Origin of the sequence: Arthrobacter burdickii (genome assembly GCF_030433645.1) — a bacterium.
GTDB lineage: Bacteria > Actinomycetota > Actinomycetes > Actinomycetales > Micrococcaceae > Arthrobacter_D > Arthrobacter_D burdickii.
Window position 1 is genome coordinate 1,760,429 of the sequence record NZ_JAROCG010000001.1, and the last position, 15,929, is coordinate 1,776,357.

The following is a 15,929-nucleotide window of genomic DNA, read 5'->3' on the forward strand; positions in this document are numbered from 1 at the left end:
CCCCGGCCCGCTGTGGCCGGGGTTTTTCTCGCTGCACAAGCCTGAAAGGAACCAACAATGGCAAAGCAGTTGGAATTCAACGACGCCGCCCGCCGTGCCCTCGAGGCCGGCGTGGACAAGCTCGCGAACACCGTCAAGGTGACGCTGGGCCCCCGCGGACGCAACGTCGTGCTCGACAAGAAGTGGGGCGCCCCCACCATCACGAACGACGGCGTCACGATCGCCCGTGAGGTCGAACTGGACGACCCCTACGAGAACCTCGGCGCCCAGCTCGCCAAGGAGGTCGCCACCAAGACCAACGACGTCGCCGGTGACGGAACCACCACCGCGACCGTCCTGGCGCAGGCACTGGTCAAGGAAGGCCTCCGCAACGTGGCGGCCGGCGCTGCTCCCGGACAGCTCAAGCACGGTATCGAGGTCGCGGTCGAGGCCGTCGCCAAGCGCCTGCTCGAGAACGCCCGCGAGGTCGTCGGTCAGCAGACCGCGAACGTCGCCTCCATCTCCGCCCAGAGCACCGAGGTCGGTGACCTCCTCGCGGAGGCCTTCGACAAGGTCGGCAAGGACGGTGTGATCACCATCGAGGAGTCCTCCTCGACGCAGACCGAACTGGTCCTCACCGAGGGCATGCAGTTCGACAAGGGCTACCTCTCGCCGTACTTCGTCACCGACGCGGAGCGCCAGGAAGCCGTCCTCGAGGACGCGCTCATCCTGATCAACTCCGGCAAGATCTCCTCGCTGCAGGAATTCCTCCCGCTGCTCGAGAAGGCTCTGCAGGCCGGCAAGCCGCTGTTCATCATCGCCGAGGACATCGAGGGCGAAGCGCTCTCCACGCTCGTGGTCAACAAGATCCGCGGCACCCTCAACGTCGTCGCCGTCAAGGCTCCGGGCTTCGGCGACCGCCGCAAGGCCATGATGCAGGACATCGCCACCCTCACCGGTGCGCAGGTCGTCTCACCCGACCTCGGCCTGAAGCTGGACCAGGTCGGCCTCGAGGTGCTCGGTTCCGCTCGCCGGATCACCGTCACCAAGGATGCCACCACGATCGTCGACGGCGCCGGCAGCGAGTCCGACGTCGCCGACCGCGTGTCGCAGATCCGCGCCGAGGTCGAGCGCACCGACTCCGACTGGGACCGTGAGAAGCTCCAGGAGCGCCTCGCGAAGCTCGCGGGCGGCATCGGCGTCATCAAGGTCGGCGCAGCCACCGAGGTCGAGCTCAAGGAGAAGAAGCACCGCATCGAGGACGCCGTGTCGTCGACGCGCGCAGCCCTCGAAGAGGGCATCGTCGCCGGTGGCGGTTCGGCCCTGGTCCACGCCGGCAAGGCGCTGGACACGGACCCCGACGTCCTGGCACTCGAGGGCGACGCAGCAACCGCTGTCGGCCTCGTGCGCCGCGCACTGGCACAGCCGCTGCGCTGGATCGCGGAGAACGCCGGCCACGAAGGCTATGTCGTCGTCGCGAAGGTCTCCGACCTCGAGGACGGCCACGGCTTCAACGCTGCGTCCGGCGAGTACGAGAACCTCGTGGATGCCGGCATCATCGACCCCGTGAAGGTGACGCGTTCCGCCCTGCGCAACGCTGCCTCCATCGCGGCGCTGGTGCTCACCACGGAAACCCTCGTGGTCGAGAAGCCCGAGGAGTCCGACGACGAGGGCCACGGCCACTCGCACTAGGACGCCCGGGCCCCGGCCCGTGAAACAGCAGCACCAGCAGCACCCCGGTTCCTCGGAGCCGGGGTGCTGTTGCGTGGAGGCGCAGGGAGACATACTGGGTACGTTCCTGTAGGCAACGCGACGATGCGAGGTGGGCGTATGACCAGGAGACTTTTCTGCGAGATATCGCCGTTGACCTACCGCATCGCCGTGGAGCGCATGATCCTCCTCCGGCACCTCCGCGACGTCCTGCGGGGAGCAACCCTCTCCTCCACACGGACGGCAGACCCGCTTCCCGTCACCGTGTACAGGCACGCTTCGCTGATCCGCCGTCGCCTGGGCAACGTGGAGACGGAACTCCAGGACAACAAGGCAGTCAGCCTTGGCCTCACGGCCCCGAAGATCGACGGAATCGTCATCGCGCCGGGGGAGCGGTTCTCCTTCTGGAGCCTGGCCGGCCGCTGCTCCGCGAAGGAGGGGTACAAGGAGGGGCTCACCATCAGCAACGGGAAGCCGACCCGGGGCATGGGAGGCGGGATGTGCCAGTTCACCAATCTGCTGCACTGGATGGTGCTGCACAGTCCGCTCACGGTGGTCGAGCATCACCACCACAACGAGCTCGACCTCTTCCCTGACTACAATCGCCAGATCCCCTGGGGCACGGGGACCTCGATCGCTTTCAACTATCTCGATTACCAGGTGGAGAACCGAACCTCATTCACCTTCCAGTTCCGCACCTGGACCACGGAGGAATACCTTCACGGCGAGCTCCGCGCGGACCGGGACCTGCCGACGAAGTTCCACATCCGCGAACGGGACGCCTACTTCTTCGAGGACCACGGTGAGGTGTTCAGGCACAACCGGGTATACCGACTGGAACGCGACAAAGGAACGGGTCGGGTGCTCTCCGAGGAACTTCTCCTGGAGAACGAGGGCAGGGTCGCCTACGATCGGTCGCTGATCCTCGCCGAGATCCTCTCCTCGCGCCCGGCTGCTCAGGAGCTTCCGGCATCCTGAGCACGGGATGTCGCACGAGCTCACTCCGCGTCTTGTCGACTGCCTGCTGTCATTAACGACGACGCCCCGGCACTCTCGCGAGTGCCGGGGCGTCGGGTTGGTGCTCGGTCAGGCGTCGACGACGATCGCCGTGACGACCGGCTGGCGGTTGTAGTACCGGCGCATCCAGTTGGCCGTGGCCCGCTCGATGATGTCCTCCGGGTCCTGGCGGCGTCCGCCCTGACGGTTCGACGCGGAATCGCGGAGTGCCTTCTCCACGGCGGCCCCGGCCTTGTCGAGGTCCCCGTCGGAGCAGGAGAAGCCCTTGGTGAAGAACTCGGGGGCCTCGACGATGTCACCGTTGTCCGGGTCGATGATCGCGAGGACGGTGACGACGCCCTCCTCGGCCAGACGGCGGCGCTCCACGAGGTCCTCCTCGGTGATGCCGCCGACGCTGTCGCCGTCGACGAACACGAGCCCGGCCTCCACCTTGCCCGAGATCGTGGCGCGGCCACGCACTAGGTCGACGGTCACGCCGTCCTGCGCGATGACGACATTGCGGGGATCGACGCCGGTCGCGACAGCGATCGCCGAGTTGGCCCGCAGGTGGCGCCACTCGCCGTGCACCGGCATGACGTTGCGCGGCTTGACGATGTTGTAGCAGTACGCGAGCTCACCGGCGCTGGCATGGCCGGAGACGTGCACCTTGGCGTTGCCCTTGTGGACCACGTTGGCGCCGATCTCCGTCAGGGCGTTGATGATGCTGTAGATGGCGTTCTCGTTGCCCGGGATGAGCGAGCTGGCCAGCAGCACGGTGTCACCCTCGCTGATGCGGATGGCGTGGTCGTTGTTGGCCATGCGCGACAGGGCGGCCATGGGCTCACCCTGCGAGCCGGTGCAGATCAGGACCACCTTGTGGTCGTCGCTGCGCTCGAGCTTCTTGAAGTCCACGAGCAGGCCCTGCGGGATCTTGAGGTAGCCGAGGTCCGCGGCGATCGTCATATTCCGCACCATCGAGCGGCCCACGAAGGCCACCTTGCGGCGGTGACGCTCGGCGGTGTCGATGATCTGCTGGATGCGGTGGATGTGGCTCGCGAAGCTGGAGACGATGATCCTGCGCGGCGCCGAGCGGAACGCCGCCTCGATCGCCGGAGCCAGGTCCTTCTCGGAGGTCGTGAAACCGGGGACGTCGGCGTTCGTGGAGTCCGTGAGGAACAGGTCCACGCCCTCGGCGCCGAGGCGCGCGAAGGCGCCGAGGTCCGTGATGCGGCGGTCCAGGGGGAACTGGTCCATCTTGAAGTCGCCGGTGTGGAGCACCATCCCTGCGGCAGTGCGGATGGCGACGGCGAGGCTGTCCGGGATGGAGTGGTTCACGGCGACGAACTCGAGGTCGAATCCGCCCATGGTGCGGCGGTCGCCCTCCTTGACCTGGATGGTCTTCGGCGTGATGCGGTGTTCCTGGAGCTTGGCCTCGATGAAGGCGAGCGTCAGCTTCGAACCGACCAGGGGGATGTCCGCGCGTTCCTTGAGGAGGTAGGGGACGCCGCCGATGTGGTCCTCGTGCCCGTGCGTGAGCACCACGGCGACGACGTCGTGGAGCCGGTCGCGGATGTACGAGAAATCGGGGAGGATGACGTTCACACCCGGCTGGTGTTCCTCGGGGAACAGGACACCACAGTCGACGATCAGCAGCTTGCCCTCGAACTCGAAGACGGTCATGTTTCTGCCAATCTCACCGATGCCACCGAGAGCGACGATGCGCATGGCTCCCTTGGCCAGTTCCCGTGGTGCTTTCAGTGCGGCAGGTCTTTTATTCACAGATTAGGTTTCTCTCGTTGGGTGAGGGGAGACGGGGCAGAGGCCGTCAGACGTTCGTCGTCGCGGCCGGCAGACCGGCGGCTCCATTCAAGTGGTCCCGGCATTCCGGGAGATGCTCCTCCAAGAGTACGTGCTTCGCAGGCGCCCCGGCGGATCGGCCGCCGCGCGGGCCAGCCGCCGGGGTGATTCCCGGGAGGTAAACTGACAGGTTCGCGTCCCCCTGCGGGTCCACTGCCCGGCCTTCGGGGAATGCTTCCGGCCCGGGTGACGTGAGCACTGTCACCGGAATAGGGCGCCCCCATGATCCGTTCTAGACTGACAGAGCCCGCCGGCGCTTCCAGCCGAAGGCCCCTACCCCCACCCGGTGATACCGAAAGAGGCGCAGCAGTGAGCCAGCAGTCCGGCCAGAACGAAACCCACGACCCCTTCGGATTCATCGGCCTGACGTACGACGATGTCCTCCTGCTCCCCGGCCACACCGACGTCATCCCCTCGGAGGCCGACACGTCGTCGCGCATCTCCAAGCGCATCACGGTGAAGACACCGCTGCTCTCCTCGGCCATGGATACCGTGACCGAGTCCCGCATGGCCGTGGCGATGGCGCGCCAGGGCGGCCTGGGTGTCATCCACCGCAACCTGTCCATCTCCGACCAGGCGGACCAGGTGGACCGGGTGAAGCGCAGCGAGTCGGGCATGATCACCAACCCGCTGACCATCGGTCCGGATGCGACCCTGCAGGAACTCGACGAGCTCTGCGGCCACTACCGCGTCTCCGGCCTGCCCGTCGTCGACGCCACCGGGCACCTCCTCGGCATCGTGACCAACCGCGACACGCGCTTCGTCCTCGAGCGGGACTTCCCTCGCATCCTGGTCAAGGACGTCATGACGAAGATGCCCCTCGTCACCGGGCGCGTGGGCATCAGCGGCGACGACGCCATCAACCTCCTCGCCACGAACAAGATCGAGAAGCTTCCCCTCGTCGACGACGAGGGCGTGCTGCGCGGTCTCATCACCGTCAAGGACTTCACGAAGGCGGAGCAGTACCCGCTGTCCACGAAGGACGACGACGGACGCCTCCGCGTCGGCGCGGCCATCGGCTTCTTCGGCGACGGCTGGGAGCGCGCCATGGCACTCGTCGACGCGGGCGTGGACGCCCTCTTCGTCGACACCGCCAACGGGCACAGCGCGGGCGTGCTCGAGATGATCGCCCGCCTGAAGGCCGAGAAGTCCGTTGCGCACGTCGACATCATCGGCGGCCAGGCCGCTACCCGCGAGGGTGCGCAGGCCCTGATCGACGCCGGCGCCGACGGCATCAAGGTCGGCGTGGGCCCGGGATCCATCTGCACCACCCGCGTGGTCGCAGGCGTCGGCGTCCCGCAGGTCACCGCGATCTACGAGTCCGCGAAGGCAGCCATCCCCGCAGGCGTCCCCGTCATCGCCGACGGCGGCCTGCAGTACTCCGGCGACATCGGCAAGGCCCTCGTGGCCGGCGCCGACACCGTGATGCTCGGCTCGCTCCTGGCGGGTTCCGCCGAGGCACCCGGCGAGCTGATCTTCGTCAACGGCAAGCAGTTCAAGACCTACCGGGGCATGGGCTCGCTCGGCGCGATGCAGACGCGCGGCAAGAACACCTCCTACTCCAAGGACCGCTACTTCCAGGCGGATGTCTCCGGTGACGACAAGCTGATCCCCGAGGGCATCGAGGGCCGCGTCGCCTACCGCGGACCCCTCGCGTCCGTGGCGTACCAGCTCGTGGGAGGCCTGCGGCAGACCATGTTCTACACCGGCGCACGGACCATCCCCGAGCTCAAGGCCAAGGGCAAGTTCGTCCGCATCACCGCTGCGGGCCTCAAGGAATCCCACCCGCACGACATCCAGATGACGGTCGAGGCACCCAACTACGGCTCCAAGTAACGCGACCGCGTTCACTCAGCCCCTCCTTCCGGGAGGGGCTGATGCCGTATGAGCGGGCTGTCGCAGCCTGAGGTCACCGCCCGCCGCAAGCTCCGGCTCGGCCCCTACGCCCGCGCCGTCGGCCAGGTGCTGGTGGTCAGCGCGAAGGCCTCACCCGGTGCGGTCGCGATGAAGGTGGCCGGTTCGCTCATCTCGGCTGTCCTCCCGCTGGTCACCACCTATTTCGCCTCCCTGACGACGACGGCGCTCGCCGCCGCCTACGCGGGCGATCCCGACGCCGGCCGCTCCGCCATCACATACGTGGTCGTCACGGCCGTCCTCGGACTGCTCTGGGGTTCCTTCACCAGCGTCGACCGCTACATCCAGCAGGTCCTGAGCTTCCGGGTCGGCGCCATCGTGGGCGACCGCATGTACGAGCGCTTCCTGGCGCTGGAGTTCTGGCGGTACGACGACAAGGAGACGGTGGACCTCTACGACCGGGCCCGCCGCTTCTCCGACTCCTACGCGAGGGTCCTCGACCGCATCGCGGCGATCTTCACGCAGCTCGTCTCGGTGGTCCTGGCGATCGGCGCGCTGCTCCTCGTCAGTTGGTGGATCGCCCTCATCGTCCTGGTCGCGATCATCCCCAGCGTCTACCTGCAGTTCCGGCTGTCGCGGGAGCAGATGGCGCACTGGAACACCCAGGTGGACTCCCGGCGGCAGCGGCGCATGATCGAGACGAACCTGATGAAGCCGCAGCACATCGCCGAGATGCGCCTCTACGGGATCGTCCGCTACCTGATGGACCTGCGCTCCACGCTGCGGGACGCCGACGAGAAGCGGCGGCTGGACTTCCAGAAGCGGTACATCCCGAAGCAGCTCCTCGCGGACGCGGTGCAGTACGGCGCCGAGCTGCTGGCACTCGTCTGGATCGTCGGGCAGATCATCGCGCGCGCCCAGCCCGTGGGCCAGTTCCTATACGTGCAGCAGATCGTCAGCCGTGCGCTGACCACCGCGAACAACCTCGTGTCCTCGCTCAGCTCGATCGACGAGGACCTGGCGAACCTCAAGGACTACGAGCAGTTCATGGACTTCCCGCTGTCCACGGCGGCTCCCGGCCGGTTGGAAGCACCGCCGTCCGCCGTCGAACTCCGCGACATCCACTTCACCTACGCGGGCGGCGAGGCCGAGGTGTTGAAGGGCATCTCCATGTCCTTCGAGCGCGGCACGCACATCGCGATCGTGGGGGAGAACGGTGCGGGGAAGTCCACGCTCATCCGGGTGCTGGCCGGGCTGTACCAGCCGAGCAGGGGAGAGGTGCTGCTCGACGGGCGGAACCTGCGGGAAGTCGGTATCGACGACTGGCACCAGCACCTGGCCGTCATGTCCCAGGACTTCCTGCGGTACGAGTTCGCGACGGCGGCGAACAACATCTACTTCGGCGATGTCCACCGGCCGCGCGACGACGACCGCGTGCTCCGGGCGGCGGAGGATGCCGAGGCGGCGGAGTTCGTCGGGAAGATGCCGAGCGGCTTCGACAGCTACGTCAGCAACTGGATGGAGGACCCCCGCGGACGGAAAGGCAGCGGACTGTCGGGCGGGCAGTGGCAGCGCCTTGCCATGGCGCGGAACTTCTACCGGGACGCGCCCTTCATCGTGATGGACGAGCCGACGTCGGCCATCGACGCGCTTGCCGAGCACCGGATCTTCACGCGACTGTTCGCCGACCGCTCACGGACGATCATCGCGATCAGCCACCGCCTCGCCACGATCGAGAAGGCGGACATCGTGTACATGCTCGAGGACGGCCGTGTGGTGGAATCGGGCACGCACCGCGAACTCGTGGCCCTGCGGGGCAGGTACTACCGCATGTTCGAGAGCCAGCTGCCGGACGCCTGACCTCCGGCTCTGTCATCCTCGTCGCCGTCCCGCCGACGACCGCGTGCAACCTCTGGCGTCCCGCTCCGAAACCTGCTCTCATGGCTCCACAGCGTGATCATCGATTGCGCGCATCTCGAGGAGCTGTCATGACCGACACGGATGGTCTCGTCGTCGCCCTCCCGGACCGCCTGCAGCGTGCCCGGCTCCTGGTCACCGGAGCCCGGTTCCTGGCAGTCGTGTCCTGGCTCGGAGTGCTCGCAGTGGTGAGCCTGCTCTCCAGTGGCACGGTGCTCGTGCTGCTGGTACTTCCCCTCCTCATCACGGCCGTCGCTGTCTGGGCGTCGCGCGCCTCCCGGCAACACCGTCCCGCTCCGCCTCCGGGTCGCGGAGAGGAGAGCGAGGTGTCCGGTCGGACCAGGACGGGACCTGAGGCGCTCGTCGTCGTGCCCCTCGCCTACGCGGCCATCCTCACCTGGGTGGGATTCGCATCCCTCGCCCTCGCGTCCACCGGCTCCGTCATCCTCGTCGCCGTCCCGCTCGTCATGACCGTCGTGGCTCGCGTCGCGCGCCGGTATCTGTCGGCGCAGGAAGCGGAGGACGCCTCGAGGTGATGCGGGCGCCGGCACCGTTCATGGGTCGATCTTCCTGCAGTCCCCACGAGCGGCACAGTGCTCGTGGGGAGGCTTCCGGGGTCAAGGGGTGAGGGCTTCGACGATGCCCGCTGCTGCTCCGGTGCGGGTGTTGCGGTAGCCGGTGCCGGCCCAGAGGTGCAGTCCCTGCAGATCGTTGGAAGCCGCTGCCGCGGCGCGGAGTGGCGCGGTCATGTAGTGGATCTGCGGGTAGGCGTGGCCGCTTCCGGGATGGTCATCCATGAACCGGTTCCGCAGTCCGCGGGCGGGCCTGCCCGTGAAGGCCCGGGTGACCTTCGTTTCGGTGAACGCCGGGTCCTGGAGCGCCGACCGGTGGGCAGGGTTCGTGCCGGCTTCGTCCGCCAGGAGCAGTGCGGTGCCGAGCTGGACGGCGGCCACTCCGGTGTCGAGGACCGCCCGGACCTGCTCTCGGGTGCTGATGCCGCCTCCTGCGATGAGCGGCAGTTCGACTGCCTTCCTGATAGCTGCGATCACCTCAGGAAGGGGGTCGGTGCCGGGTTCCTCGGCTGGATCGAAGGTAGCCCGGTGGCCGCCGGCGTCGGGTCCCTGCACGATGAGGATGCCGGCGCCCCGTTCAGCCGCCGTGCGCGCTTCAGCCGGGGAGGTGACCGTGGCGGCGGTATGGATGCCCATCCGGGCGAGTTCGTGCAGTACCCCCGCGTCCGGGCAGCCGAAAGTGAACGACACCACATCGGGCCTCAGATCGCGGATGACTTCGAGCTTGCCGCTCCAGAAGTCGTCGTCCCGTCTGGGAGAGCCCACCCGGGTGCCGTACCGGTCGGCGTCATGCTGCAATTCCTGCCGGTATGCCTCGAGCTCATCCTCATCGACGTCGTTGGCCGAGACGACGAAGAGGTTCACCCCGATCGGGCCCGTGGTGAGCGACCTCGTGGCGGTGATCTGAGCCGAGAGCTGCTGAGGGGTCTTGTATCCGCCGGCGAGGAAACCCATGCCGCCCGTGTTGGTGACGGCAGCAACCAGCTCCGGTGTGGAAGGTCCTCCTGCCATGGGCGCTCCAATGATGGGTCGACCGATCGGAAACGGCAGCGGTACGGGATCGAATATGTTCACGGCACTGCCTCCGGCTAGGAGCTGCTCCGGCGGGCATGGGGTTCAGCACTTACCCGCGGGGTGAGGACGAAGCGGCTTCGAGGGAGTGCGGGAAGCCGGTTCAGCGGGATGGACAGATCCTGGGCCGGGATCAGGAAGTCCGTGGTGGCCAGCAGCCGGGTTGCCCGCTTGAGCAGTTCCACCGTGCTCCATTCTCCTGGGTAGCGGTGCCCGTGGCCGTGGGGGCCGGCACCCTGGGCGATCAGGGTGTGAGGCTGTTCCTCCCAGGTCCAGCCCCGGAAACGCTCCGGTTGGAAGCTTCCCGGGTTCTTCCACAACCGGCGGTCATGGCAGGTGCCGTAGAGGTCCAGCATCACCCAGTCGCCTTTCGCGAACGGGTGGCCGTGCCAGGTGAATGGCTCACGGGCATGGCCGGCCACCGAGGGGAAGAACGGGTAGTAGCGGCGTACTTCCTGCACGAACGGCTCAAGGTCCGCTTCCTGCCCCGCGGCGAAGGCGGCTTTCCACGTCGGGTGCTCCTCCAGGGCGACCGCCGCGAAGACGATGAACCGGGCCACCGCCACTGTCGGACGCAGGACGTTGATCAGCTCGATCGCAGCGGTCGGAGCAGGCAACAGATTCCCCTCCGGGTCGCGGTGACGGGCGAACACGTCGGCGGCCGTGCCGCCGGCTACGACCAGAGCACCCGATCGGATCCGTTCGATGATGGAGGTGGCCCAGCGTTCCGTGCCCATCCGCCGGAGCCGGGCGTACCAGTTGGGCGGGCCGAACCGTGGCGCATTGTCGATCATGAGCCCGAACTCCCGCGCGCGCCGGCGCACCTGGTGCTCCGGCAGCGGGATGCCGGCCCAGGCGCAGACGGTGCGGGTGAGCATTTCCCGGACCGCATCGTGCAGCACGATCTTCCGCTGCGCCCGCCAGCGCGTCTGGGCGTCGTTCCATTCGGATTCGAACAGCTCCCCGAGCCGTGCCATTGTAGTGGGCGTCATCAGTGAGAGGAACGCGTGGTGGCGGTGCCGATGCGCCTCATCGTCGAGAAGTTGGACCGAGCCCCGGTCCTGCAGCAGATGCTGCGCCGACGGTGGCAGCGCCCCGACGCGAGTGAACCGGTCTCGGCCGTAGAACATCTCCGCGGCCTCCGCGCCACGGACGAAGGTAATCGGGCGCAATGCCATCCGGCTGGTGAACAGGTCCGTGCCCAATGCATCGCAGCGGGAGGAGATGAACGGGTAGCCCTCGCGCAGGAACGGAATCGTACTGTCAAACGGAACACGGTTCACGGGCCCTCCGACCAACGCAGTGTCAGTTCACGTGGTCGGCAGGCTACCACCGCTTGTCCCCTTTGCGCCGTTGCACATCTGAGGCGAGCCGGAGGCTTTTGTTGCTCCTTGACCCACCCGCCGCATGCTTGGCAGGTTTGTTTAGTAAGCAGACTGATCAATCACGGAGGGAAGGAACTGATGGACCAGAACGAGACCCCCGTCCTGACGGCCCTGGCCGAACACCAGAAGCTGGACCGCTACGGCTTCACCCCGCCGGCGCACCGCCAGGGCCGCGGCGTGGACCCGCGCGTGCTCGAGGTCCTGGGTGAGCAGAGCTTCCGGTCCGATGTGCTGGCCAGTTCGGGACTGGACGACAGGAAGACGTCCAACGGCTACCTGCAGCGGGCGCAGGACCTCATGGCGGACGCTGTCGGGGCGGACCAGACCTTCTTCTCCACCTGCGGCAGCTCGCTGTCCGTGAAGGCGGCCATCCTCGCCGTCACCCACGGCGAGGGTGAGATCCTGATCGGCCGGGATGCCCACAAATCCGTGGTGTCGGCCCTGGTCCTGGGTGGCCTGCAGCCGCGGTGGATCCGTCCCAGCTGGGACAACGAGCTCAAGCTCGCCCACCCGCCGACACCGCGGGAGGTGGAGGCGATGTGGGAGAAGTACCCCGACGCGTCCGCCGCGCTCATCGTGAGCCCGACGCCGTACGGAACCTGCGCGGACATCGAGGCGATCGCGAGGATCTGCCATGACCGCGGCAAGCCGCTGATCATCGACGAGGCGTGGGGAGCACAGCTTCCCTTCCATTCCGACACTCCTACCTGGGCGATGTCCGCGGGCGCCGATGTCTGCGTCGTGAGTGTCCACAAGATGGGCATCGGTTTCGAGCAGGGCTCCGTCTTCCACCTCCAGGGCGACCTCGTGGACCCGATCCGGCTCGCGCACTGCGCGGACTTCCTCGCGACCACCAGCTCCAGCACGCTGATCTACGCGGCGATGGACGGGTGGCGGCGCCAGATGGTCCAGAACGGGCACGACATGATCGAGCGCACCCTGGCCCTGACACGCCGGGTCCGGGAACAGATCGAGGAACTGCCCGGCCTGCACGTGCTCGAGGAGGAACTCACCTCGCACGAGGCCTCGAAGGACCTGGACATCATGCACATCCTCGTCGACGTCTCCGGCCTGGGCATCACGGGCTACCAGGCCCACGACTGGCTGCGCGAGAACTGCCTGCTCGACTTCGGCACCACGGATCACCGCCGCTTCGAGATCACGATGTCCATCGCCGACGACGAATCAACCGTGCAGCGGCTGATGGACGGCCTGCGCCTGCTCATCGACGCGGCACCGGACTTCCCTGAATCGCCACCCGTCCTCATTCCCGACGAGGGAGAACTCGACCTGGAGACTGTGATGCTCCCCCGGGACGCCTTCTTCGGGCCCGTGGAGGACATCCCCGTCGAGGAGTCGGTCGGCAGGATCGCGGCGGAATTGGCCACACCGTACCCTCCGGGCGTCCCGGTCCTCCTGCCGGGGGAGCGCATCAACGAAGCGGCCGTGAAGTACCTGCGCAGCGGGGTCGAGGCGGGGATGGTCCTCCCCGATCCCGGCGACGCTTCGCTGAAGACCGTCCGCGTCGTCAAGGAATAGCGGCACCAACGGGAGCGGACGGTTCGCCCGTCCCGTGTCCGGCCCGTGTGCCCTCCGGTCGCATCGCTGACCGATGCGGCCGGAGGCACCGGGGGAGCCTGGCTGATGACTCGTTGGATCAGAGGAGGATATGAGTTCGGGAACGAGGTCACGTTTCGCTGGGGTTCTGCGTGCGACGTTGTGGTTCTGGCCGTTCGTTGCCGCTGTCGTTTCCCTGGTGCTGACAGTTCTCCTGCTGATGGTCCGTCCGGATCCGGCGCCCGCATGGGCCATGTGGTTGTGGCCGAGCGGCGTGGACGCGGCAATGGCGCTGCTGCAGGTGGTGGCGGGTTCGATCATGACGGCCACGACTCTGATCTTCTCGCTGACGGTGCTCGCGTTGCAGCTCGCGTCCCAGCAGTTCTCGCCGCGGTTGCTGCGAGAGTTCGCCCGGGACCGGGTGACCCAGGCGGTTCTGGGCATTCTCATGTCGACGTTCGTGGTATCGGTGACCGGGCTGCGGGGGATGGACGCGGATCGTCCGCTCCCGGTGCTGGTGCCCGCCCTGGTGTTCGTGATGGGGCTCGGATCCGCCGGGGCGCTGCTGTTCTATGTCGGCCACATCGTCAGATCCTTGCGAGTGGACACGATGATGCTCGCCGTTCATCGGGAAGCCTCCAGGGCCGCTCGGCAGGCGTACCCGGAGTACGAGGACCACTCCAGTGACCTCGACCCGGATCTTCCGGGGCCCGCGGGCGGGACTTTGGTGGCGGCGCCGCGCAGCGGCTTCGTCAAGGCGGTCCGGCCCGAGGGTCTGGTGCAGGCGGCCACGACTTTCGGTGTGTTCGTCCAGGTAGGGGTCAGGCCGGGGGACCGGGTGACGGTTGGCACGCCTCTCGGAAGTATGTGGACGGACGGTGGTGGTGACGTGATCGGTTCGGTGGCGGACCAGATGTCCGAGGCTGTGGCGGGGGCGGTCGAGATGGGCTTCGAACGCACGTTGGAGCAGGACCCCGCGCTGGGTCTGCGGCAGCTGACCGACATCGCGGTGAAGGCCATTTCACCGGCGATCAACGATCCGATCACGGCGGTTCACGCGGTGGGCCACTGCGCGGACCTGCTCGTGCAGTTGCAGGGCTGCAGACTCGGCTCCCAGCAGCACAACGACGATCACGGTACGCCACGGGTGGTCACTCCGGACCGGGACCACCGCTACTACCTGAATCTTGTCTGCGGGCCGGTGCGCCGGTTCGGGGGCTCGGAGCCTTTGGTGCTCTCCGCATTGCTGCGCCTGCTTCGGGACTGCGCAGTCAGTGCCCGTGACAACACCCAACGCGAGGCCATCCGCGCTCAGGTGGGCCTGATCCTCGAGTCGATGGACCCAGGGATGCTTCCCTACGACGCCGACGCGGTCCACGACCTCGCTGCCCGCGTCGAGCTGGTGTTGCACGGGAACACTGATGGCGCCTACCGGGACCGGGCCGGTGAAACCAGATCGGTCTAGGACCTGCTCGAACACTTGAACCGTGAAGCCATCGTGGCGGAGCTTCTACAGGCACTGCCGGGAAAGATCCCATGGCGGACCTGGCACCGGTCCTCCCGTGAGATCATTCCCGGTAGCGGTGTCTTCACCCTTGCCCTGTAGCGCACCTGGTCCGCGTGCCGCTAGTGCTACGGGCGATTCTTTGGGCCTGCGTCGCGTCGGTCGCCGTTGTTAGCGTTTATTTCAGATGGCATTGGGCAGTTGGTGTCGTCGCGGGTGCGGTTCCGGGCACCATCGCAACCCCTTCCCGACAGCGCATCTGACGCAGTCTTCGGTCTTCCAGGTGAGGCTCCAGCGACGCGGGAAACGAGGTGTCCGCACAGACCACGAAGCGTTGAGGTCCAACCACGCCGATGCGATCAGGCCTCGCGGGCTTGTGGGCAGCGGCACCAAGCCTGACAGTGGGCAGAGGGCGGCAACGGTGTCCCGTCGGAGACCGCGAGTGGGGCGAGGTTTCGGGTCACGGATCGGAGCATCACGCTTCGACCTGGCATGTACATCAGAAGGAGATCGGTAGTGAAGAAGTTTTCCTGGCGGGCACGCGTTCTGACCGCGATGGTCGTCCCTGTGCTGGCTCTGAGCGCCTGCTCGTCGCAGGGCGGACGGGATCCGGACCCCGGTAAGGCGGATGGCGGCGGGCAGGTCGCGGACACCCCGGAGATCAAGGTTGCCATGATCACCCACGCCGGTCCCGGCGATACTTTCTGGGACATCGTGCGTAAGGGGGCCGAGGAGGCTGCCGCAAAGGACAACGTCGATCTGCTGTACACCTCGGATCCCGAAGGCGGACGGCAGGCACAGCTGGTCCAGCAGGCCGTCGATCAGGGCGTCGACGGAATCGTCGTCACCCTGGCCAAGCCCGATGCGCTCAGGGATGCGCTGAAGAGGGCCTCCGACGCCGGCATTCCGATCGTCAGCATCAACTCGGGAGCAGACGTGTCCGCCGAGATGGGAGCCTTCACCCACTTCGGTTCGGACGAAGCCCTGGCCGGCGCGACAGTGGGCGCCGAACTGGCTGCAGAGGGTAGCACCCACCCGATCTGTGTGATCCATGAGCAGGGCAACGTCGCACAGGAGGCCCGCTGCGCGGGCGTGAAATCGAAGGTTGCCGGGAGTGAGATCGTCTATGTCACGGGAACGGACATGACCCAGGTCTCCTCGACGGTGACCGCAAAGCTGCAGGCTTCCTCTGATGTCGATGCCATCATCGGGCTGGGGGCACCCTTCACCCAGACCATCCTTCAGGCCGTGGAATCACTCGACCTGCAGGACGAGGTGAAGGTCGCTTCCTTCGACCTGAATGGGGAGCTGGCCCAGAACATCATCGACGGCAAGGTCCTGTTCACTGTCGACCAGCAGCCGTGGCTGCAGGGCTATGGTTCTGTAGATGCTCTTTGGGAGGCCAGCCGCGGCGGCTTCCAGATCGGTGGCGGGCAGCCGGTCCTGACCGGGCCGGCGATCGTCGACAAGTCCAACGCCGAATCGGTGCTCCAGTTCGCGAAGGACGGCATCCGCTGAGCACGCGTA

The 15,929-nt window shown here is 67.1% G+C and carries 11 protein-coding genes; 8 read left to right on the forward strand and 3 right to left on the reverse strand.

Annotated features, from left to right (window positions below; genetic code table 11):
* Positions 1-57 precede the first annotated feature (57 nt).
* Entirely contained in the window at positions 58-1,671 is a 1,614-nt protein-coding gene (groL, locus tag P5G52_RS08265) for a chaperonin GroEL (RefSeq protein WP_087076692.1), read from the forward strand.
* Positions 1,672-1,809: 138 nt separating this feature from the next.
* Complete coding sequence (locus P5G52_RS08270) at positions 1,810-2,667, forward strand: VanW family protein (protein WP_301226391.1); 858 nt, start codon at positions 1,810-1,812, stop codon at positions 2,665-2,667.
* A gap of 108 nt (positions 2,668-2,775) precedes the next feature.
* Here the strand turns inward: P5G52_RS08270 and P5G52_RS08275 are convergent, their stop codons facing one another.
* Positions 2,776-4,410, reverse strand: coding sequence for a ribonuclease J (locus P5G52_RS08275; protein ID WP_301228719.1), 1,635 nt, complete (start codon positions 4,408-4,410; stop codon positions 2,776-2,778).
* 441 nt (positions 4,411-4,851) lie between these two features.
* Here P5G52_RS08275 and guaB point away from each other — a divergent pair, with 441 nt between their 5' ends.
* From guaB to P5G52_RS08290, 3 genes are all read left to right on the forward strand, one after another.
* Positions 4,852-6,378, forward strand: a complete 1,527-nt coding sequence (gene guaB, locus P5G52_RS08280) for an IMP dehydrogenase (protein ID WP_301226392.1) — start codon at positions 4,852-4,854, stop codon at positions 6,376-6,378.
* A gap of 48 nt (positions 6,379-6,426) precedes the next feature.
* Entirely contained in the window at positions 6,427-8,256 is a 1,830-nt protein-coding gene (locus P5G52_RS08285; RefSeq protein ID WP_301226393.1) for an ABC transporter ATP-binding protein, read from the forward strand.
* Between the two features lie 128 nt (positions 8,257-8,384).
* Positions 8,385-8,849, forward strand: a complete 465-nt coding sequence (locus tag P5G52_RS08290) for a hypothetical protein (RefSeq protein WP_301226395.1) — start codon at positions 8,385-8,387, stop codon at positions 8,847-8,849.
* Positions 8,850-8,930: 81 nt separating this feature from the next.
* Here P5G52_RS08290 and P5G52_RS08295 read toward each other — a convergent pair whose 3' ends face one another.
* Together P5G52_RS08295 and P5G52_RS08300 are read right to left on the reverse strand one after the other, a co-directional pair.
* Entirely contained in the window at positions 8,931-9,959 is a 1,029-nt protein-coding gene (locus tag P5G52_RS08295; RefSeq protein WP_301226397.1) for a nitronate monooxygenase, read from the reverse strand.
* Between the two features lie 14 nt (positions 9,960-9,973).
* The gene (locus P5G52_RS08300; protein ID WP_301226399.1) at positions 9,974-11,239 is read right to left on the reverse strand and encodes a cytochrome P450; all 1,266 of its coding nucleotides are present in this window, start codon (positions 11,237-11,239) and stop codon (positions 9,974-9,976) included.
* Between the two features lie 180 nt (positions 11,240-11,419).
* Here P5G52_RS08300 and P5G52_RS08305 point away from each other — a divergent pair, with 180 nt between their 5' ends.
* The 3 genes from P5G52_RS08305 (at position 11,420) to P5G52_RS08315 (ending at position 15,920) form a co-directional block, all read left to right on the forward strand.
* The gene (locus P5G52_RS08305; RefSeq protein ID WP_301226401.1) at positions 11,420-12,880 is read left to right on the forward strand and encodes an aminotransferase class I/II-fold pyridoxal phosphate-dependent enzyme; all 1,461 of its coding nucleotides are present in this window, start codon (positions 11,420-11,422) and stop codon (positions 12,878-12,880) included.
* A gap of 130 nt (positions 12,881-13,010) precedes the next feature.
* Positions 13,011-14,363 carry a DUF2254 domain-containing protein gene (locus P5G52_RS08310; protein WP_301226403.1) on the forward strand — a complete coding sequence of 451 codons (1,353 nt, stop codon included), beginning with the start codon at positions 13,011-13,013 and terminating at the stop codon, positions 14,361-14,363.
* A 555-nt stretch (positions 14,364-14,918) separates the two neighbouring features.
* Positions 14,919-15,920, forward strand: coding sequence for a substrate-binding domain-containing protein (locus P5G52_RS08315; RefSeq protein ID WP_301226405.1), 1,002 nt, complete (start codon positions 14,919-14,921; stop codon positions 15,918-15,920).
* Positions 15,921-15,929 lie beyond the last annotated feature (9 nt).